Source organism: Rathayibacter caricis DSM 15933 (assembly GCF_003044275.1).
GTDB lineage: Bacteria > Actinomycetota > Actinomycetes > Actinomycetales > Microbacteriaceae > Rathayibacter > Rathayibacter caricis.
Map to the genome: position 1 here is coordinate 1603193 of NZ_PZPL01000001.1, position 19304 is coordinate 1622496.

Below are 19304 nucleotides of genomic sequence, written 5' to 3' on the forward strand. Positions count from 1 at the left end.
CACGAGCACCTCGTGATCGCGGCGGTGTCGGAGGTGCGCGTTAGCGTGCCGCCGTGGCTGAGCAGATCGGACGATGGTGGCGGCGCCGGCGCTTCTCGCGCGGCGTCGAGGTGCCGTACGCGGTGGGCACCTACCGGGAGGCGTGGCGGTCGTACCCGGTGCTCGTGCGCCAGTACCGGCCCGAGTACAACGAGGGCATCGTCCTGAGCCAGATCCCGCCGGCCGCCGACGTCTACCTCTGCTGGCTCTGCGACACGGGTCACCTGTTCGTGGCGACGCCCGAGGAGCAGCGGATGCGGCCGGGGCGCGAGCGACGGCGCTCGTCGTGGTGCCCGGACTGCGCCGAGGCGGCGGCTCCCCGAGCGCCGCGGGCGGCGCCGATGCGGGTGGACGTGGGGGAGCCGATGGTGGTGGCGCTCGCCCGGGCGGCGTCGGCGGGGCGCACTGCGTCACCTGCTGCCTCTGCGGCTGCTGCTCCCGTGCGCGCTGTCGCCCCGCGCCCCTCCTCCCGTCGCCCTCCGCGGCTCTGCTCGAAGACGCCGGATCTGCCTGTCGGCGAGCCGTTCGCGAGCCGCTGCGCTCCTCCGCCCGCCTCAGCCGTCGAGGCGCGGCTGCGGGCGCTGCTCGCGGAGCGCCTGCAGTTCGAGCCGGGGCTCACGGCGGTGCGGCTCAGGCAGCCGTTCTTCGACCACCTCGAGGCGTGGCCCGACGTGGTGCTCGCCGAGCTGCGCGTCGCGATCGAGTACGACTCGACGGGTCGGCACGGGCTCGAGCACGTCGGGAAGCGCGAAGAGGCCGACCGGCGGAAGGACCGTGCGGTGAGAGCGGCCGGCTGGGAAGTGCTGCGCGTGCGGACGGGGAGGCTCGCTCCGCTCGGTCCGTTCGATCTGACCGCGTCGGCCGTCTCGCCGGCCCTCGCGGACCGGGTCCTCGAGCGGCTGCGCGAGATCCGCGGCCCGCTGCTCGTGGACGCGTGGTGCCGCTGACTCCGGTGCTCGTCAGGTGCGCAGCGCCAGGGCCTCGCTGACCCAGCGGCGGTGAGTCGCCCACGGATCGGGCTCGCCCGCCCGCACCGTCTCGACGTGACGGTCGAGTGCGGGGCTCCGCGCGAACCACTCCGTGCGCTCGAGGCGCTCGGCCGCGAACTGCGCGTGCCGGTGCTGCTCGAGCGATCGACCGCCGCGCTCGAAGGCCAGCAGCTCCTCGTGCCGCAGCCGGTGCAGCCGCTGGCGAGGGTTCGCGCTCGTGCCGATCTTCAGCCGGTCGCCGAAGCGGATGTAGTACACCACCTCGACGCGCGGCGGCCCGAGCTCGCCGTCGGGCACCTCGCCGTGCCGCCACTCGCACGCGGCGCAGAGCCAGGCCGACGGCAGGCGGACGCCGAGCCGGGATCCGCAGACGGGGCACGGCGACGGCAGCGCGTCGACGACTCCGTCCTCGCGGGCGACCCAGTCGTGGGCGAGGCCGAGGTGCGCCGCGCACAGCGCGACGGGTGCGCCCGCCTCGGTCGGCAGAGCGCACCCGTCGATGCTGCAGGCGGTGACGGCGGCGGTGCGGCGGCGGGGCATGCCCCGACGCTACGCACGACCGCCGACACCGGCGCCTCCGTCAGTTCAGGCGGTCGACCAGGGCCGAGGCGGCGCCCGTGTAGCCCGCGGGGGTCAGCGCCAGCAGACGCGCCTTCGCGGACCCGCCGATGTCGAGACCGTCGACGAAGGCCGCGAGGTCCTCGGCGCCGAGGCGCTTGCCGCGGGTGAGGTCCTTGAGCATCGCGTAGGGGTCGGTGATCGAGGAGCGCCCGGCGGTCACCTCCGCGCGGATCACGGTCTGGATCGCCTCGGCGAGCACCTCCCAGTTGGTGTCGAGGTCGGCCGCGAGCGCGCGCGGGTCGAGGTCGATCTCGAGCAGGCCGCGCGCGATGTTGTCGAGGGCGAGCAGGGAATGGCCGAAGGCGACTCCGATGTTGCGCTGCGTCGTCGAGTCGGTCAGGTCGCGCTGCAGCCGGGAGGTGACGAGGGTCTGCGCGAGGGAGTCGAGCAGTGCGCTCGAGAGCTCGAGGTTGGCCTCGGCGTTCTCGAACCGGATCGGGTTGATCTTGTGCGGCATGGTCGACGAGCCCGTCGCTCCGGCCTGCGGGATCTGCCGGAAGTAGCCGAGCGAGATGTAGGTCCAGATGTCCGTGCAGATGTTGTGCAGGATCCGGTTGGCGTGCGCGGCCTTGCCGTAGAGCTCGGCCTGCCAGTCGTGCGACTCGATCTGGGTGGTCAGCGGGTTGAAGTCGAGACCGAGCGAGGTGACGAACTCCTCGGCGAGACCGGCCCAGTCGACGTCGGGATCGGCGGCGAGGTGCGCGGCGAACGTGCCGGTCGCTCCGCTGAACTTGCCCAGGTACTCCGTGGCGTCGATCTGCGCGAGGACGCGCTCGAGGCGGTACGCGTAGACCGCGAACTCCTTGCCCATCGTGGTCGGCGTCGCCGGCTGGCCGTGCGTGCGGCTGAGCATGGACTCGTCGCGGTAGCGCACCGCCAGCTCGCGGAGGGAGTCGACGACCGAGCGGAGCTTGGGCTGCCAGATCTCGCCGACGGCCTGGCGCACGACGATCGCGTAGGAGAGGTTGTTGATGTCCTCGCTGGTGGCGGCGAAGTGGGTGAGCTCGGCGATGCGGCCCAGGCCCAGGTCGGCCAGCCAGTGACGGACGAGGTACTCCACGGCCTTCACGTCGTGGCGGGTGGTCGCCTCGAGGGTCGCGAGCTCGTCGATCTCGGCCTGGCCGAAGTCGCGGGCGCGACGGCGCAGCTCCTCGGCCGTGGCGGCGTCGACGGGCTCGGAGCCGAACAGCCGTCGGTCGGTCAGGGCGAGCAGCCACTCGACCTCGACGTGCACCCGCGCCCGGTTCAGGCCCGCCTCCGAGAGGTACTCGCCGAGCGAGGAGACGGCGGAGCTGTAGCGGCCGTCGAGCGGGCTGAGCGGCTGGAGGGGGAGCGTCATGCGGTGGTGCCTTCCGGTTCTCGGGGGGAGTCGGTGAGGGACGCGCGGTTGCCGCGCAGTCCGGGTTCGATCTGGGCGAAGAGCGACTCGCAGGCCCGCTCGATGAGCGCGAGCACGGAGTCGAACGCCGCCGCATCGGAATAGTAGGGGTCGGGCACGTCGCCCTGCGGGGAGAGGCCCGGCTCGAAGGCGAGCAGTCGGCGGACCTTCTGGCGGTCGACGTCCGTCCGCGCCCAGGAGCGCAGGGCGCGCTCGTGACCATGGTCGAGGGCGACGACCAGGTCGAACTCCCCGAACCGCGAGGGATCGAAGAGCTGGGCGCGGTGGCGGGCGCCGTCCAGGCCCCGTCGCTCGAGGGCGTCGAGCGCGCGGTGGTCGGCCTGCTCGCCGAGATGCCACTCGCCGGTGCCGGCCGACGTGATCTCGATGACCGAGCCGAGGCCTGCCCGCTCGGCCAGCGAGCGCAGGACGACCTCGGCCATCGGCGATCGGCAGATGTTGCCGGTGCAGACGAAGCACACGGCGAAGGCCGAGGGCGCGAGGGGGCGGGGGGTCACCCGCTCATTCTGGTGCACGAGGGCTCCCTCACACCCGGTCGATCCGCTCCGTCCTCCCCCGAACCGACCCGGCAGTGCCCGACCGCCCGGTCGTGTGGCGATGCTGGCTCCGCGGGGGCCCGATGACGGAGGCGAGCACGGTGATCGAGCACACGGCGCACGGGGCGGGGCCGCAGCTCCGCGTCCTCGCGGAGAGGGTGGGCGAGCTGCGGGCGGAGGCGTCCGGGCTCGTCCCCGACGCCGACTGGGAGGACGCGGCGGCGAGGGGCTTCGCGGAGCGGGCGGCCCGGATCCTGGGCGATCTCGCGGTCCTCGAGGCGAGCGCGGCGATGCTCGCGGAGGGCGTGCGGTGACCGCGCGGGTCGAGACGCTCGAGCTCGACGAGCGGAAGCGGATGCTGAGCGTGCTCGGGGCGGGTCTCACCGAGTGCGCGGCCGGGGTCGACGCGGCGGCGCCGGCCGTCGCGCTCACCTCGCCGGAGCGCTCGGGCGAGCTCGGCCTCCTCGGCGCGCGGCTGCGCGTGCTCGCCCAGGAGGCGGACGTGCTGCGGGCGGCTCTGGCGAGCGCCGCTGCCGCGTACGAGCGGGCGGAGGAGCCGCCGCCGCTGCCACCCGGCTCCGCTCCCGTCGTCGCGGTGGTCGCCTTCGCGCGACGGGCGGAGGAGTCGCTCGGGCACCGCGCACCGACGGCGCTCGCGGACGCCGCGGCGCTCGTGCGGGCGACGACGGAGGTGGTGCACGATGTCGGAGCGGCGCTGCTCGCGGGCGGCGACCGGGCCGCGCTCGAGCAGGAGCGCGACGAGCTGGTGCGGGCGCTGCTGGGCGATCCGCTGGTGCTCGAGGGGATCCGCGCACTGATCTCGACGATCGGGTTGGGGACCGAGATCGGAGTACTGCTGCTGCCGCCGCCGATCGCGGCCGCACTCGGCGCCCCGCCTGACGAGCGGGTGATCGGCACCGGCGTCGGCTCGGCGTCGGGGGTGCTCGTCGTGCTCGGGACGCTGCTGGGCGCGGTGCCCCCGCCGGGTGAGCGGCGGCTCCGTCTCGAGCGGGCGGATCCTCCTGCGCCGCCCTTCGGATCGGCCGCCGCCCCGCCGCGCGGCTGGGGCGAGCTCGCGGGGCGGGTCCCGCCGAGCGACCCGGACGGGCCGCAGGTCGTGATCGAGCGCTACGGATCGGAGTGGCTCGTCGCCGTCTCGGGGACGACCGACTGGAGCGGGGATCCCGCGCAGGCCTTCGGGGCCGCCGCGAACCTGCAGGCGATGAGCGGGAGCGCCGGGACCTCGGTGCAGGGGACGCTGGCCGCGATGGAGGCGGCGGGCGTGCCTCCGGGAGCGCCCGTCACGATCGTCGCGCACTCGCAGGGCGGGCTGATCGCGGCGCGCGTCGCGCAGTCGGGGCGGTACGACGTGCACGACGTCGTCGCGTTCGGCAGCCCGATCCGGGGTCTGGATCTGCCCGACGGCACCAGGACCGTGTCGGTCGAGCACTCGGACGACCTGGTGCCGGCCCTCGCCGGATTCGGGCGGACCAGTGCGCTGGAGCCGGGCGTCGTCCGCGTGGAGCGGGGGTCCGATCCCGTCGCGACGCTGCAGGAGGGCGCCGTGCCCGCGCACGCACTCCACTCCTACATCGCGACCGCGCAGACCCTCGACAGCGACCCGCGCCTGGCGGTCGCCGGGGCGGGGCTCTTCGCCCTGTGGCGCTCGGCTCCCGACTCCCGGGTCGGCGTCCGGCTGACGACGGTGCCGGTCAGTTCTCGCGGCCCCGCAGGAACGGGCGCACGAGGAGCCCGATGAACCAGTTGACGATCGCGAGCACGAGGGCGCCGAGCACGCCCCACCAGAAGCCGTCCACCTCGAGTCCGAACCCGAACAGGCCGCTGACCCAGGCGGTCAGGAGCAGGAGCGCCCCGTTGACGAGGAACGAGATCAGTCCGAGCGTGAGCAGGTACAGCGGGAACGCGACCACGCGGATCACGCCGCCGACGACGGCGTTCACGACTCCGAAGATCACCGCCACGAGGAGGTACGTGAGGACGGCGGCGGTGGCCCCCTCCTCGTACGGAGCGACGCGCACCCCCGCCACCACGAGCGTGGTGAGCCAGATCGCGACGGCGTTGGTCAGGAGGCCGAGGAGGAGTCTGCGCATGCCTCCACTATCCCGGTCCGCGGGGCCGTCCGCGAGAGCCGGTGGGTCAGCGGGGGTCGTCGATCGACGGCGAGGGGACGGGCGGGCAGAGCGAGGGGTCGCTGCCGCAGTCGGGGATCGGATCGATCGGCGGCTGCCGGGTCGGAGTGGGCTCGGGCTCCTCCGGTGGTTCCGGTTGCACGGGGGCGGCGGCGGCTCCGGCTGCGCGGGGGGCGCCGTCGGCTGCGGCTCGACGGGCGGCTCGGTCGGAGTCGGCTCCGGGGTGGGCTGCGCGGGTGGGGGAGTGGCCGCGGGCGGCTGGGGTGCCTGCGTGGCGCGCGGCGGGACTCCGCTGCCGGGAGGCGGGATCAGCGGGTCCCGCGCGTCCAGCACGGCGCGGGCCGGAGCGGCCAGACCGCCGCGGGCGGCGACGGCCGCCTCGAGCTCCCCCATCGCGGTGCGCAGTGCGGCTCGGCGGGCGCTGGACCCGGAGCCGGAGGCGAGGGTTCCGGCGCCGAGGCCCAGCACGCGGTCAGCGACGACGAGTTCGGCGTCGACGGCGGCATCGGCCGCGGCCGTCAGCTCCTCGGTCGAGACGCCCGCGAGGGCGGCGGTGAGAGCGGGGACGGAGGCGAGGAGGTCGCCCCTGGCGCTGCCCTCGACCGAGCGGTCGGTGGCCGCGAGGAGGGCGAGCACGTCGTCGCGGACGCTCAGCGCCCGCTCCTTCGCCGCGGTGAACTCGGCCGGAGCGGTCACCTCGATCGACGTCTCGCGGGGCGTCGGAGGGGGACCGGCCGCGTCCTCCTGCGGGGTGCATGCGACGAGCGCGAGGGTCAGCAGGCCCGCCGAGACGGCGGCGACGACGCCGTGAGGCGCCCGGTGCGCACCAGGGCACCGCTCGGTTCGCCGTCGACTCCGCATGACGGCACCTTATCGGGGGACAGGGCCACGATCGGCCCCCGAAGAAGGGAGGTTGCCGCGGGCCAGGGGGTGTGTGTCCCCCCTGCCGCCTACCATGGGCGGGTGACAGACCCGTCGGCCCCTCCCGTCCGCCTCCGCCCCGAGATCCTCGCCCTCCCGGCCTACCGCCAGGGTCGAGCGGCGGCCGCCGACGCGTTCAAGCTGTCCTCGAACGAGAATCCGTTCGATCCGCTGCCCTCCGTCCTGCACGAAGTGCACGCGGTGAGCGACTTCAACCGCTACCCCGATGCGGCGGCGACCGCCCTGCGGACGGCGCTCGCCGAGGAGTACGGCGTCGGGCTCGACGAGGTGATCGTCGGGGCCGGATCCGTCGCCGTCATCGCGCAGCTCATCAGCGCGGCGGCCGGAGCGGGCGACGAGGTCGTCTACGCCTGGCGCTCGTTCGAGGCGTACCCCTCGCTCGTCACCACCGCCGGAGCGACGAGCGTGCGCGTCCCGCTGCGCGCCGACGACACGCACGACCTCGACGCGATGGCGCTGGCGATCACCGAGCGCACCCGCCTGGTGATCGTCTGCAGCCCCAACAACCCCACCGGCACGATCGCGGCCGCCGACGACGTCGAGGCGTTCCTCGAGCGGGTCCCGAGCGACGTCCTCGTCCTCCTCGACGAGGCGTACGCCGAGTTCGTCGACGACGAGCGCGCCGTCGACGGCACGGCGCTGCTCGGCCGGTACCCCAACCTGGTGATCGCCCGCACCTTCTCCAAGGCCTACGGGCTCGCGGGACTGCGCGTCGGCTACGCGATCGGCCACCCCCGGATCCTCGACGCCGCCCGGTCCACCGCGATCCCGCTCTCGGTGACCCGCTTCGCCGAGACCGCCGCCGTCGCGTCCCTCCGGCACCGCGAGGAGCTGCTCGAGCGCGTGCACCGCATCGTCGCCCTCCGCGACCGCGTGCAGCAGTCGCTCCGGGAGGCGGGCTGGACGCTGCCCGACTCGCAGGCCAACTTCCTCTGGTTCGACACGCGCGAGCAGACGGAGTGGGCCGCGGGCGTCTACGAGCGGGCCGGCGTCGTCGTCCGGGCGTTCCCGCCGGAGGGCATCCGGGTCTCGATCGGCGAGGAGGAGTCTGTCGACAAGCTCCTCTCGGCGGCGGCCGAGATTGTGGGGTCCCTCCCGCAGGGGCATCCCGCGAGGCGGATAGGTTAGTCGGGTGGTAGTCACCAGCACGGAGTCGCCGACGGTCCAGTTCCTCACCGCGGACGGGCGCTTCGCCCCGACCCCCGCGGCAGAGCAGTACGCCTCCTTCCTCGACGGGATCGGCGAGGAGCAGCACCGCTCGTTCTACCGCGAGATGGCGGTGGTCCGCCGCTTCGACAAGGAGGCCGCGAACCTCCAGCGGCAGGGTCAGCTCGGGCTCTGGGTGCCCAGCCACGGCCAGGAGGCGGCGCAGGTCGGCTCGGCCTTCGCGATGCGCCCGCAGGACCACGTGTTCCCCTCCTACCGCGAGCACGTCGTCGGCAAGATCCGCGGCATCGACCTGCTGAACGTCCTCGCGCTGCTGCGCGGCACCACGCACGGCGGCTGGGATCCCACCGATCCGGCGAACGGCAACTTCCACCTCTACACGCTCGTGCTCGGGTCGCAGGCGCTGCACTCCACCGGCTACGCGATGGGGCTGACCTTCGACGGGGCGACCGGCACCGGCGACCCCGAGAAGGACGCGGCGGTCGTCGTCTACTTCGGCGACGGCGCCTCGAGCCAGGGCGACGTCAGCGAGGCGATGGTCTTCGCCGCGAGCTACCGGACACCCCAGGTCTTCTTCCTGCAGAACAACCACTACGCGATCTCGGTGCCCGTGGCGACGCAGTCGCGCAGCCCGCTCTACCTCCGCTCCTCCGGCTTCGGGATCCCCGGCGTGCAGATCGACGGCAACGACGTGCTCGCGAGCTATGCCGTCACCGCCAAGCACCTCCAGGACGCCCGCTCGGGCGGCGGACCCCAGTTCATCGAGGCGCTCACCTACCGCATCGGCGCGCACACCTCGAGCGACGACCCGACGAAGTACCGCACCGACGACGAGCTCGCCTCGTGGATCGCGAAGGACCCGCTCACGCGCTTCGCCGCGTACCTGCGCACCGAGGGAGTGGAGCAGTCCTTCTTCGACGAGGTCGACGCGGAGGCGGAGGACTACGCGTCCGACATCCGCCGCCGGCTGCTCGAGCTGGAGGCGCCGCCGGTCGACGTGATCTTCGACCACGTGTACTCGGAACCGCATCCGCAGGTGGCCGAGCAGAAGGCGTGGCTGCAGCGCTACGAGGACTCGTTCGGAGGCGACCCGCGATGACGATCGACACCAGCACCACGGCTGCCCAGCCGCACCTCTCCGAGGAGCAGCTCCAGTCCATGTCCATGGCCAAGGCGCTCAACGCCGGCCTCCGCCGCGCGATGACCGAGAACGACCGCGTCCTGCTGATGGGCGAGGACATCGGCCCCCTCGGCGGCGTCTTCCGCATCACGGAGGGACTGCACGCCGAGTTCGGACCGCAGCGCGTCCTCGACACCCCGCTCGCCGAGTCCGGCATCGTCGGGACCGCGATCGGACTCGCCATGCGCGGCTTCCGGCCCGTCTGCGAGATCCAGTTCGACGGCTTCATCTACCCGGCCTTCGACCAGATCACCTCGCAGCTGGCCAAGATGACCAACCGGCACGAGGGGCAGCTGAGCATGCCCGTCGTGATCCGCGTGCCCTTCGGCGGGCACATCGGAGCGGTCGAGCACCACCAGGAGAGCAACGAGGCGTACTTCGCGCACACCGCCGGTCTGCGCGCCGTCAGCCCGTCCACGCCCAACGACGCCTACTGGATGATCCAGGAGGCCATCGCCTCGGACGACCCGGTGATGTTCTTCGAGCCCAAGAGCCGCTACTGGCCCAAGGGCGACGTCGATCTGCGCGCCTCCGCCGTCCCGCTGCACGCCTCCCGCGTCGTGCGACCGGGCACCGAGGTGACCGTCGTCGGCTGGGGACCGATGGTGTCGGTGCTGCTCCAGGCCGCCGAGCTCGCGGGCGAGGAGGGGACGAGCATCGAGGTCGTCGACCTCCGCTCGCTCTCGCCGATCGACTGGGAGCCGCTGCTCGAGTCCGTGCGCCGGACCGGCCGCCTCGTCGTCGCCCAGGAGGCGTCCGCGAATGTGAGCCTCGGCTCCGAGATCGCGGCGACTGTCACCGAGCGCGCCTTCTACTCGCTCGAGGCACCCGTGCTGCGGGTCGCCGGCTTCGACACCCCGTTCCCGCCCGCCAAGGTCGAGAAGATCTTCCTCCCCGACGTCGACCGCGTGCTCGAGGCCGTCGACCGCTCCCTCGCGTACTGACGCGTCCGCGTCCCACCCGACGCGTCCGCGTCCCTCCAGCGTCAGAAAGCAGATCCCGACGATGACAGAGCAGTTCCTCCTCCCCGATGTCGGCGAGGGCCTCACCGAGGCCGAGATCGTGGCCTGGAAGGTCAAGGTCGGCGACGAGGTCGCCGTCAACCAGGTGCTCGTCGAGATCGAGACCGCGAAGTCGCTGGTCGAGCTGCCGTCGCCGTTCAGCGGCACCGTCGTCGACGTCCTCGTCGACGAGGGCCAGACGGTCGACGTCGGCACCCCGATCATCACCGTGCAGGCGGGCGCCGGCACCCTCGGGTCCGAGATCCCCGCGATCCCCGCCCACCCGGCGCAGGCCGCTCCGCCCGCCCCGTCGACGACCGAGCCCGGAGAGGGATCGGGCGCCGCGCTCGTCGGCTACGGCACCGCGGGCGGCCACGTCGCCACCCGTCGCCGCCGACCGCAGGGCGCTCCGGCCGCCGCGGCCCCCGCGCGCCCGGCCGCTCCGCCGCGCCCGACGTCGGTCCCCGCCGCGGCCGCGCTCCCCGTCATCGCGAAGCCGCCCATCCGCAAGCTCGCGAAGGACCTCGACGTCGACCTCCTCGAGGTGCAGGCCACCGGCCTCGCCGGCGAGGTCACGCGCGACGACGTCATCCGCCACGCGTCGCAGGCCAGCGTCTTCCGCAACATCCAGACCCCCGCGTGGGCCGACTCCCGCGAGGAGCGGATCCCGGTGCGCGGCGTGCGCAAGGCCATCGCCGCCGCGATGTCGCAGAGCGCCTTCACCGCGCCGCACGTCAGCGTCTTCGTCGACGTCGACGCCACGCGCAGCATGGAGTTCGTCAAGCGCCTGAAGAACTCGCCCGACTTCGCCGGCACCAAAGTGTCGCCGCTGCTGATCATGGCGAAGGCCATCATCTGGGCGGTCCGGAGGAACCCCACCGTCAACTCGGCGTGGACCGACTCCGAGATCATCGTGCGCCACTACGTCAACCTCGGCATCGCCGCGGCCACCCCCCGCGGACTGATCGTGCCGAACGTGAAGGACGCCCAGTCGATGAGCCTGCTCGAGCTGGCCCAGGCCCTCGAGAAGCTCACCCTCGACGCCCGCGACGGCAAGACGGCGCCCGCCGACATGCAGAACGGCACCATCACGATCACCAACATCGGCGTCTTCGGGATGGACACGGGCACCCCGATCCTGAACCCGGGCGAGGTCGCGATCATCGCGCTGGGCACGATCAAGCAGAAGCCGTGGGTCGTCGACGGCGAGGTCCGGCCCCGCTACGTGACCACGGTCGGCGGATCCTTCGACCACCGCGTCGTCGACGGCGACGTCGTCAGCCGCTTCGTCGCCGACGTGGCCAGCGTGCTGGAGGAGCCGGCGCTGCTGCTGGACTGAGTCCGATCCGACGAGGTCCTCGTCGATCGGCGCGCGGTCGGCTGTTCGAGTCGGGCGCGGTCGGCAGAGCGGAGTGCGTTCCGCTACGCGATCCGCTCGCACGCGGATCGCCCCGTGGCGTGGCGTGGTCGGCTCGGCGAGGTGGTCCCGTTCTCCGGGGAGGGATGTGCTTCGCGCGCGGCGATACGCAGGCCTGCTGGTCGAGTAGGCGCCGGAAGCGGCGTATCGCGACCCGCCGTCGCCGGGAGCCGCGGGTGCCCACGCACCCTGGTTCACATTCGATCGATGGGCGCGACGCGACGCGGGTTTCCGCGGTTGCCTGCTCACAAGGGTGGCGGCGGGTCGGCGAACCGCGGGCCCGAGCCCGGCGGGGCGCCGGGGACCGGGCCCGGGCGGGTCGTGACACGGCGTCCGGTGGGGGTGGTCCAGTCGGCGGTGCCGTCGGGGTGGAGGACGTAGGTCCAGCGGTCGCCGTGGCGGACGTGGTGGTGGGCGACGCAGAGGGAGGCGAGGTTGCGGAGGGCGGTCTCGCCGCCATGGCGCCACTCGACGGCGTGGTCGGCCTCGGTGCGCGACGCGGGACGGGTGCAGCCGGGGAAGCGGCAGGTCTGGTCGCGCAGCTGCAGGTGGAGGCGCATCCCCGGGGGTGGGACGCGCAGCGTGCGGCCGACGGAGACGACGGTGCCGGCACCGGGATCGGTCGCGACGCGAGTGAAGGAGGCGCCGCCGGCGACCAGCTCCCGGGCGACATCGGCCGGCACGGGGCCGTAGCCGTCGAGGTCTGCGGGGGAGTCGTCGAGACCGGCGGCGGTCGTGGCGGGGAGGGTCAGGCGGATCTCGGCGCGCACCCCGGGGACGAACGTGGGTGCACCGGGCTCGCCGGGCGAGGTGCCCGACACGTCCCCGTCGCACAGCAGGTCGGCGAGGGCGTCGGCGCGCAGTTGCGCGAGGGTGCGGTCGTCGCACGGCTCGTCGCGGCGCTGGTCGCCGTGCTCACCGGCGCCGGCGCGGCCCTCGCGGAGGGTCCGCGCGAGCCGGTCGAGGCGGGCGAACGCTCCGATCGCGGTGGGAGCGGGGAGGAGCGCGGACAGGGTCGCCATGCCGTCGATCTCCGGCGTGATCCACACGGCCCGGTCCTCACGGGCTCGCCGGTGGCGCTCGGCGAGGGGCTGCTCGTGCAGCTCCTCCCGGAGTCGCGCCAGGGCTCGCCGCAGCTGCGTGGGGGTCAGGGAGACGGCGAGACGGGCTGCGCGCTCGTCGAACGCGGCCCGCGAGGCGACGGGCAGCGTGGCGGCGACGGCGCAGACGATGCGGCCCGACTCCCAGAGGATGCGCGCTCCGGCCAGCGCGGCCCTGGTCATCGGCAGATCCTCGACGAGCAGCTGCGCCTGCTCCAGTGAGCGCGAGGCGGACGCCTCCGAGACCCTGAGGGCGACCGCGAACTCGGCTCGGATCGAGCGCTCCACGAGATCGCTCGACTCGCTGCGCGACCGGCCTCGGGAGAACGCCTCGGGGTGCTCGAGAGCTGCGCGGTAGCCCGCGTACAGCTCCTCGGCCGCGGCGAGGTGGAGCGGTGCAGCCGAGCGGGCGAGCGCGGCGGCGCGGTCGCCGCGCCCGCGGACCTCCGCGAGCACCGCTTCCGTCGTACCGATCTCCGTCATGCGAGCAGTGAACCGTCGACCACTGACATTCCCTCGGCTTCTCGGCGCAGAGGTGGCGCGTCCGGGATTAGAGCCCCAGCCCGAACTCCGCGTCCAGTGCATCGAGCTCCGCCGCGGCCGCCACGTGCAGCCGCGCCTTCTCGGCCGCGGGCAGCCACGACGCGTCCACCCCGGTCAGCGCCATCGCGCGCAGCTGCGCGTGCGTCGCTCCGATCGGCCCCGCGGCGATCCGGTACTCGTCGGCGAGCGTCGTCGGGAACATCCCCGGGTCGTCCGAGCAGGGGGTGACGCGTAGACCGGCGTCGAGCATGGCGCGGATGGAGGCGCGGCGCCACGGGCGCCAGGAGCGGCGGGAGGTGGTCGACGCGACGGTGAAGACCACTCCGTCCTCGCGCATCCGCTCGACGACGGCCGGGTCCTCGAGCACGAAGTAGCCGTGGTCGATGCGGTCGCAGCCCAGCAGATCCAGGCAGGTGATCGTGTTCGCGGCGGTGGGGGCGTGCTCGGAGGAGTGCGCGGTGCGGCCCAGACCCGCTCGTCCGGCCAGGGCGTACGCGTCTGCGAAGCGCTCGGGCGGGCCGGCGGTCTCGAGGTTGTCGAGGCCGATGCCGGCGACGTACTCGTGCGGGGAGTCGACGACCTGCTGCACGAGGGCGAGGGCCTCCTCGCCGCTGCGGCTGCGGTCGATTCCGGCGATCATCCGCCCGGTCATGCCGAAGTCGCGCTCGGCCGCGCGGATGCCGTCGGCGTACGCCTCGACGCTGCCGCGGTACCCCAGGCCCGCCAGGTGCTCGGGGACGCCGTCGAAGAAGAGCTCGAGATGACGGGTGCCGCTGCGGTGGTGCGCGTCCTCGAAGGCCTCGTAGACGATCCGCGTCAGGTCCTCGGGCGAGCGGAGCACCTGCACCACCCACTCCGACGCCTGGAAGAGCGAGTACGAGACCTCGGGCTCGCCGGCCGAGCGTCCCTGCGGCACCGGCACGACAGTGTCGCGGTAGAGCGCGGGGTCGGGCGGGAGGGAGTTGATGTCGGCGAAGATCCGCTCGGGGTCGGCGGGCAGCGCGAGGCCCTCCCGGCGGGCGAGCTCGGCGAACGTGCTCGCGCGCACGGTCCCGATCAGGTGGCAGTGCAGGTCGACCTTGGGGATCCGACGGATCCACTCGTCGGGGACGGCGCCGGCGGCGGCGGTCGGGGCGGCGGTCTCGGTGCTCATGGCGGTCTCTCCGGGTGGTGCGGGCGGTGCGGGGTGGAGGGCCCGTGCGCGGCGCGGCGGCCGCGCACGGGCGGGCCGCCTACTGGGCGGTGACCTCGCGGGCGAAGCGGTCGACCCACTCCGAGCGGGTGGGGACGAGCTCGGTCGGGTCGAGGGTCTCGTAGCCGGCGGCCGTGGGGTCGGCGGCGATGTCGCCGACGACGGCGGTGATCGACTCCGGGACCTGCGCGGCGAGGTTGACGGGCAGGTCACCCACGATCTCGGCGGAGGAGGTCTGCGCCTCGACCGAGAGCAGGTAGTCGATGAACTGCTCGGCGGCGTCGGTGTTCGCGGCGCCCGCGGGGATCATCGCGCGGTTGGTCGCCATGTAGCGGCCGGTCGCGGGAGGGGTCCAGCCGATGGGCTCGCCCGAGGCGACGAGGTCGGTGGCGAAGCCGCTCAGCGCGTCGGCGGCGGTGATCTCGCCCTGCGTCAGCAGGTTCGTGACCTCGGTGGAGGAGCTGTAGAACTGCAGCACGCCGGGCGCCCAGCCCGACAGGGTGTCGAGCGCCGTGTCGATGTCGTAGGGGCCGTCGCCGTAGGTGGCCGCGACTCCGCTGATCATCAGCTGGCCCGCGGTGACCGAGATGTCGGGCAGCGCGACGCGCCCGGCGTTCGCGGAGTCGCCGTAGAGCTCCCAGTCGGCGGCCTGCTCGGCCGAGAACGCGTCGGTGGAGTAGAGCGTGCCGTTGAGCTGGTAGCTGTAGGCCGGGCCGAGGTAGACGTCCTCCTTCGCGAAGTCGGCGATGTCCGCGATCGCGGGCACGGCGTCCGCGTCGACCTGCTCGAAGAGGTCGTCCTCCTGGCCGAGTGCGGCGTAGTAGTCGCTGATGAGCATCACGTCGACGCCGGGGTCGTCGCCGCCCGCGAGCTGCAGCTGCGAGAGCCGGTCGGAGTTGGAGCCGGTCTCGACCTCGACCTCGATGCCCGTCGCCTCGGTGAAGGGGTCGATGACCGCCTCCTGGAACTGCTCGACGCCGAAGGGGAAGGTGCTGACGACGAGCGTCTCGGAGGCGCCTTCGGACTCCGAGGAGTCGGAGCCGCCGGAGCAGCCGGCGAGGGCGAGGGCGCCGATGACGGCACCGGCGGTGAGGGCGACGGCGCGCCGGGGTGTGGTGCGGGACATGGCGGTTCCTTTCGAGAGGTGCTGCGGAGGGGAGCTGCTGGGGAAGAGGAGGACGGAGAGAACGAGGAGAGCGCGGGAGCAGGCGCCGCGTTCAGTCGCGGGCCAGTGCGACGATCCGCGACGCCGCGGCCGACACGACGACCGCGTCCCCGGGCGCGACGCGCGCGGCGGAGTCGGCGCGCACGTCCGACACCAGCCGCACCGGGTCGCCGGCGGGATCCGTCGCCTCGACCGTCACCAGCACGTCGACCCCGCGGTAGGCGACGTCGACGACGACCGCGTCCAGGGACAGTGCGCCGGATGAGGCCCCGCTCGTCACCGCGAGGTGCTCCGGACGCACCGTCACGAGCGAGCCGTCGGCGAGGCCGAGGAAGTTCTCGTAGCCGAGGAAGTCGGCGACGAAGCGGTTCGCCGGAGCGCCGAAGACCGCGGCCGGTGCGCCCTGCTGCATGATGCGCCCGGCGCGCATGAGCACCATCTCGTCGCTCATCTCGAGCGCCTCGTCCTGGTCGTGCGTGACCAGCACGACGGTCAGCCCCGTCTCGGACTGGATGCGGCGGATCTCGGAGCGCATCTGCACGCGGAGCCGCGCATCCAGGTTCGACAGCGGCTCGTCGAGCAGCAGCAGCCGGGGGCGGATCGCGATGGCGCGGGCGAGGGCGACGCGCTGCTGCTGTCCGCCCGAGAGGCGCCGCGGCCGGCTCGCTGCGAGGTGCGCGAGCCCGACCATCTCGAGGCTCTCGGTCACCCGCTGAGCCCGCTCGGCGCGTCCGAGACCGCGCAGCTTCAGCCCGTAGCCGACGTTGTCGGCGACGCTGAGGTGAGGGAACAGCGCGTACGACTGGAACACCATGCCCAGTCCGCGCTTCTCGGGAGCGAGCCGGGTGCTGTCGACGCCGTCGATCAGGATCCGGCCCGAGGTCGGCGTCGAGTACCCGGCGAGCATCCGCAGCGACGTGGTCTTGCCGCATCCGCTGGGCCCGAGGAGGGTGGTCAGCTTCCCGGACGGGATCGCCAGGTCGATGCCGTCGACCGCGGTGAAGTCACCGAAGACCTGACTGACGTCGACGAATTCCGCTGCTGCGCTCATCGGTTGATGCCTCCGAAGATCTGGGCGAAGCCGACGCTGCGCTCGGCGATGATCGCGATGACGACGGTCGCCGCGAGGATGAGGGTGGACGTGGCCGCGACCATGGGGTCGTAGCTCTGCTGGACGTAGTCGAGCATCGTCACGGGGAGGGTCCTGGCGTCGCGGCTCTGCAGGAGCAGCGACAGCGGGACGTTGTTGAACGAGGTCACGAATCCGAGCAGCGCGGCCGAGAAGACCCCGGGGCGCAGGATCGGGAGCGTGACGGTGAAGAAGGTGCGCAGCGGTCCGGCTCCGAGGCCGCGGGCGGCCTCCTCGAGCGCCGGGTCGCTGGTGGCGAGCGAGGCGCCGGTCACGCGGACGGCGTAGGGGAGCAGGAGCGCCGTGTGGCCGATCAGCAGCACGGCCGCGTTGTCGATGTCGAGCGTGACGACGAGCTGCTGGAACAGCGCCAGGCCGACGACGAGCTCGGGCACGATCAGCGGCGAGAGGAAGAGCCCCTCGATCAGCGAGCGGCCGGCGATCCTGCCCCGGTAGATCGCCAGGGTCGCCGGGATGCCGATCAGCAGGGCGATCGCCGTCGAGAGCACGGCGAGCTGCGCGCTGGTGGCCAGCGACTCCAGGAACGGGTCGTACGAGAGCGCCTCGCCGAACCAGCGGAACGAGAGCCCCTCCGGCGGGAAGCGGAGCGTGGATCCGGCGGTGAAAGCCGTGGCGACGACGAACAGGATCGGCACGATCATGATCACGTAGCCGGCGACCGCGAGCGACGCGGCGACGGGGCGGCGGGTCCTCATGAGACGGCTCCCTTCCGGGCGACGAGGGAGGAGAGCCCGGAGACCAGGAAGACCAGGACCGTCATGACGATCGCGGTGGCGGAGGCGCCGGCCCAGTCGATCGTGACGCTGGAGTAGGAGAACAGCTGGGTGCTCAGCATCCGCTGGCTCGACCCGCCGAGCAGGTAGGGCGTGGTGTACGCGGTGACGGAGCCGGCGAAGACGAGCGTCGCGGCGACGACGACGCCGGGCAGCGAGAGCGGGACCACCACGTCCCAGAAGGTGCGGGTGGGGCTCGCGCCGAGTCCGCGGGCGGCGTCGTCGAGGCCGGCGTCGACCTGCGAGACGGCGGAGTAGCAGGAGATGATCGCGAGCGGCAGGAAGAGCTGGGTCAGGCCGAGCACGATCGCGAGCTCCGTGTAGAGCAGCTGCGGGGCCTCGGACACGACGCCCAGACCCACGAGCAGCTGGCCGATCGCGCCGTTCGAGCCGAGCACGACGAGCCAGCCGAAGGTGCGCACGACGTTGCTGAGCAGGAGCGGGAAGATCGCGAGGGCCAGCAGGACGCCGGACCAGCGGGACGAGGAGCGCGCCAGCAGGTAGGCGATCGGGAAACCCAGGACGACGCAGATCAGCGTCACCACGAGTCCGATGCCGACCGTGCGGCCGATGATGCGCAGCTCGTAGGGGTCGGTGAGCATCTCGCCGACCCGGGCGATCACCTCGACGGGCCCCGTTCCGGGAGGGGCGAACAGCATCACCAGCGAGGGGACGACGAAGAAGAGCAGCAGGAAGCCCAGCCCGGGCAGGAGCAGGAGGGGAGCGGTCCTCGACCTCACGAGTACCTCCGATCGGACGCGTCGGGCGGCGCCGTGAAAGGCCGCAGGGTGAATGTAACCGGTTGCATCGACAGTAGACCGGCGACGCTACCCGCTTCGATTCGCGCGTGTAAACACTGTGTTTCGTGATCCTGAGTCAGGGCACGTCGTCGATGCGAGCGGTTGCAGATGTGGCCCTATGATCACGGGAGAGCCGGAGGGGGGACGCATGGCCACGCTCGCCGACGTCGCCGCCCTCGCAGGCGTCTCGAAGGCGACCGCGTCGCGCACGCTCTCCCGCCCCGAGGTCGTCTCGCCCGAGACGGCCGCCCGGGTGCTCAGCGCCGCGGCGAAGCTCGGCTTCATCCCCAACTCGGCGGCCCGCCAGCTGGCCCGGGGCCGCACCGGCGTCGTCGCGCTGGTCGTGCCGACCCTCGACAACGCGTTCTTCACGCCGATCATCGGAGGGGCGCAGCGCCGCGCCGACGAGGACGGCCTCCAGCTCACCGTGGCCGTGCATCCGCTCGAGGCGGTGCGCGAGCTCGGAGCGTTCGACCGGCTCTCGCGCCAGGTCGACGGCTTCATCGTGGTCGCGCCGCGCGGCGGCGACGAGCTGCTGCTCTCGGCGGGATCGCACAAGCCGACCGTGCTGGTCGACCGGGAGGTCGACGGGATGGCCTCCGTCGTCGCCGACACCGCCTCGGCCTTCGGCGCGCTCGTCGAGCGCTTCACGGCCGACGGGCACGAGCGCGTGCTCTACATCGGCGGACCGGAGGGGTCGTGGCAGGACGGTCAGCGCACGGCGGCGGTAAGCGAGGCGGCTCGGCGCGGGGGAGCGGAGCTGACCGTGCTGGGTCCCTTCCCGGCCACGTTCGCGGCGGGAGTGGGCGCCGCGGCATCGGTGCGCGACTCGGGAGCGACGGCCGTCGTGCCGTACGCGACCGCGCTCGGGCTCGGCGTGCAGTACGCGCTGCTGTCGTCGGGCGGGGTGCCGGAGGGGCTCGTGGTGAGCTCGGAGCGCTCGATCGTCGACGCGCTGGGTCTGGTCGGGGTGCCCGCGGTCGACGTCGACGGCGAGCAGCTGGGGCGGGCGGCGGCCGAGCTGCTCATCGAGCGGCTGGCCGACCGGGGTGCGGCGCCGGAGCGGCGGCGGCTGCCGGTGCCGGTGCAGTGGCCGGCGTGCGGCTGACGCGGCCTCTGGAGGACGGGGGTCTCGATACG

At 73.3% G+C, this 19304-nt stretch carries 18 protein-coding genes; 8 read left to right on the forward strand and 10 right to left on the reverse strand.

Annotated elements, in window-relative coordinates; all coding sequences use genetic code 11:
* Positions 1-53 precede the first annotated feature (53 nt).
* Complete coding sequence (locus tag C1I63_RS07300) at positions 54-986, forward strand: PDDEXK family nuclease (RefSeq protein WP_170116341.1); 933 nt, start codon at positions 54-56, stop codon at positions 984-986.
* A 12-nt stretch (positions 987-998) separates the two neighbouring features.
* Here the strand turns inward: C1I63_RS07300 and C1I63_RS07305 are convergent, their stop codons facing one another.
* Genes C1I63_RS07305 through C1I63_RS07315 form a run of 3 tightly spaced genes read right to left on the reverse strand, consistent with a single transcriptional unit; the run spans position 999 to position 3545 of the window.
* A complete protein-coding gene (locus C1I63_RS07305) occupies positions 999-1568 on the reverse strand; it encodes a GIY-YIG nuclease family protein (RefSeq protein WP_107574345.1) in 570 nt (189 codons plus the stop codon).
* A gap of 40 nt (positions 1569-1608) precedes the next feature.
* Positions 1609-2988, reverse strand: coding sequence for an adenylosuccinate lyase (gene purB / locus C1I63_RS07310; RefSeq protein ID WP_107574346.1), 1380 nt, complete (start codon positions 2986-2988; stop codon positions 1609-1611).
* Positions 2985-3545 carry a low molecular weight protein-tyrosine-phosphatase gene (locus C1I63_RS07315; protein ID WP_200930954.1) on the reverse strand — a complete coding sequence of 187 codons (561 nt, stop codon included), beginning with the start codon at positions 3543-3545 and terminating at the stop codon, positions 2985-2987. Before C1I63_RS07315 ends, purB begins: the two co-directional genes overlap by 4 nt.
* 122 nt (positions 3546-3667) lie before the next feature.
* On the opposite strand from C1I63_RS07315, the gene C1I63_RS19380 reads away from it, so the two are divergent.
* Both C1I63_RS19380 and C1I63_RS07320 read left to right on the forward strand, forming a co-directional pair.
* The gene (locus C1I63_RS19380; RefSeq protein ID WP_211315589.1) at positions 3668-3898 is read left to right on the forward strand and encodes a hypothetical protein; all 231 of its coding nucleotides are present in this window, start codon (positions 3668-3670) and stop codon (positions 3896-3898) included.
* A complete protein-coding gene (locus tag C1I63_RS07320; RefSeq protein WP_146168396.1) occupies positions 3895-5343 on the forward strand; it encodes an alpha/beta hydrolase in 1449 nt (482 codons plus the stop codon). The genes C1I63_RS19380 and C1I63_RS07320 overlap by 4 nt, the downstream gene beginning before the upstream one ends.
* Here the strand turns inward: C1I63_RS07320 and C1I63_RS20320 are convergent.
* A complete protein-coding gene (locus C1I63_RS20320; RefSeq protein WP_342353103.1) occupies positions 5297-6595 on the reverse strand; it encodes a phage holin family protein in 1299 nt (432 codons plus the stop codon). The genes C1I63_RS07320 and C1I63_RS20320 overlap by 47 nt on opposite strands.
* A gap of 102 nt (positions 6596-6697) precedes the next feature.
* Here C1I63_RS20320 and hisC point away from each other — a divergent pair, with 102 nt between their 5' ends.
* The 4 genes from hisC to C1I63_RS07345 all read left to right on the forward strand — a co-directional run bounded on the left by hisC (position 6698) and on the right by C1I63_RS07345 (position 11363).
* Entirely contained in the window at positions 6698-7804 is a 1107-nt protein-coding gene (gene hisC, locus C1I63_RS07330; RefSeq protein ID WP_107574348.1) for a histidinol-phosphate transaminase, read from the forward strand.
* Positions 7805-7808: 4 nt separating this feature from the next.
* Positions 7809-8942, forward strand: a complete 1134-nt coding sequence (locus tag C1I63_RS07335) for a thiamine pyrophosphate-dependent dehydrogenase E1 component subunit alpha (protein WP_107574349.1) — start codon at positions 7809-7811, stop codon at positions 8940-8942.
* 59 nt (positions 8943-9001) lie between these two features.
* On the forward strand, positions 9002-9967 hold the full coding sequence (locus C1I63_RS07340; protein ID WP_425326988.1) for an alpha-ketoacid dehydrogenase subunit beta: 966 nt from the start codon (positions 9002-9004) through the stop codon (positions 9965-9967).
* A 61-nt stretch (positions 9968-10028) separates the two neighbouring features.
* Positions 10029-11363 carry a dihydrolipoamide acetyltransferase family protein gene (locus C1I63_RS07345; RefSeq protein WP_055785965.1) on the forward strand — a complete coding sequence of 445 codons (1335 nt, stop codon included), beginning with the start codon at positions 10029-10031 and terminating at the stop codon, positions 11361-11363.
* Between the two features lie 323 nt (positions 11364-11686).
* Here C1I63_RS07345 and C1I63_RS07350 read toward each other — a convergent pair whose 3' ends face one another.
* The 6 genes from C1I63_RS07350 to C1I63_RS07375 form a co-directional block, all read right to left on the reverse strand.
* Positions 11687-13024 carry an HNH endonuclease signature motif containing protein gene (locus C1I63_RS07350; protein WP_170116342.1) on the reverse strand — a complete coding sequence of 446 codons (1338 nt, stop codon included), beginning with the start codon at positions 13022-13024 and terminating at the stop codon, positions 11687-11689.
* Positions 13025-13091: 67 nt separating this feature from the next.
* Complete coding sequence (locus C1I63_RS07355) at positions 13092-14237, reverse strand: adenosine deaminase family protein (protein ID WP_243591345.1); 1146 nt, start codon at positions 14235-14237, stop codon at positions 13092-13094.
* A 79-nt stretch (positions 14238-14316) separates the two neighbouring features.
* Positions 14317-15402: an extracellular solute-binding protein gene (locus C1I63_RS07360; protein ID WP_055785971.1), complete on the reverse strand. Its 1086-nt coding sequence runs from the start codon at positions 15400-15402 to the stop codon at positions 14317-14319.
* A 91-nt stretch (positions 15403-15493) separates the two neighbouring features.
* Entirely contained in the window at positions 15494-16492 is a 999-nt protein-coding gene (locus C1I63_RS07365) for an ABC transporter ATP-binding protein (RefSeq protein ID WP_055785974.1), read from the reverse strand.
* On the reverse strand, positions 16489-17286 hold the full coding sequence (locus C1I63_RS07370) for an ABC transporter permease (RefSeq protein ID WP_107574352.1): 798 nt from the start codon (positions 17284-17286) through the stop codon (positions 16489-16491). Before C1I63_RS07370 ends, C1I63_RS07365 begins: the two co-directional genes overlap by 4 nt.
* Positions 17283-18104 carry an ABC transporter permease gene (locus tag C1I63_RS07375; protein ID WP_082480939.1) on the reverse strand — a complete coding sequence of 274 codons (822 nt, stop codon included), beginning with the start codon at positions 18102-18104 and terminating at the stop codon, positions 17283-17285. The genes C1I63_RS07370 and C1I63_RS07375 overlap by 4 nt, the downstream gene beginning before the upstream one ends.
* Before the next feature lie 208 nt (positions 18105-18312).
* On the opposite strand from C1I63_RS07375, the gene C1I63_RS07380 reads away from it, so the two are divergent.
* Positions 18313-19272, forward strand: coding sequence for a LacI family DNA-binding transcriptional regulator (locus C1I63_RS07380; RefSeq protein WP_055785981.1), 960 nt, complete (start codon positions 18313-18315; stop codon positions 19270-19272).
* Positions 19273-19304: the final 32 nt, after the last annotated feature.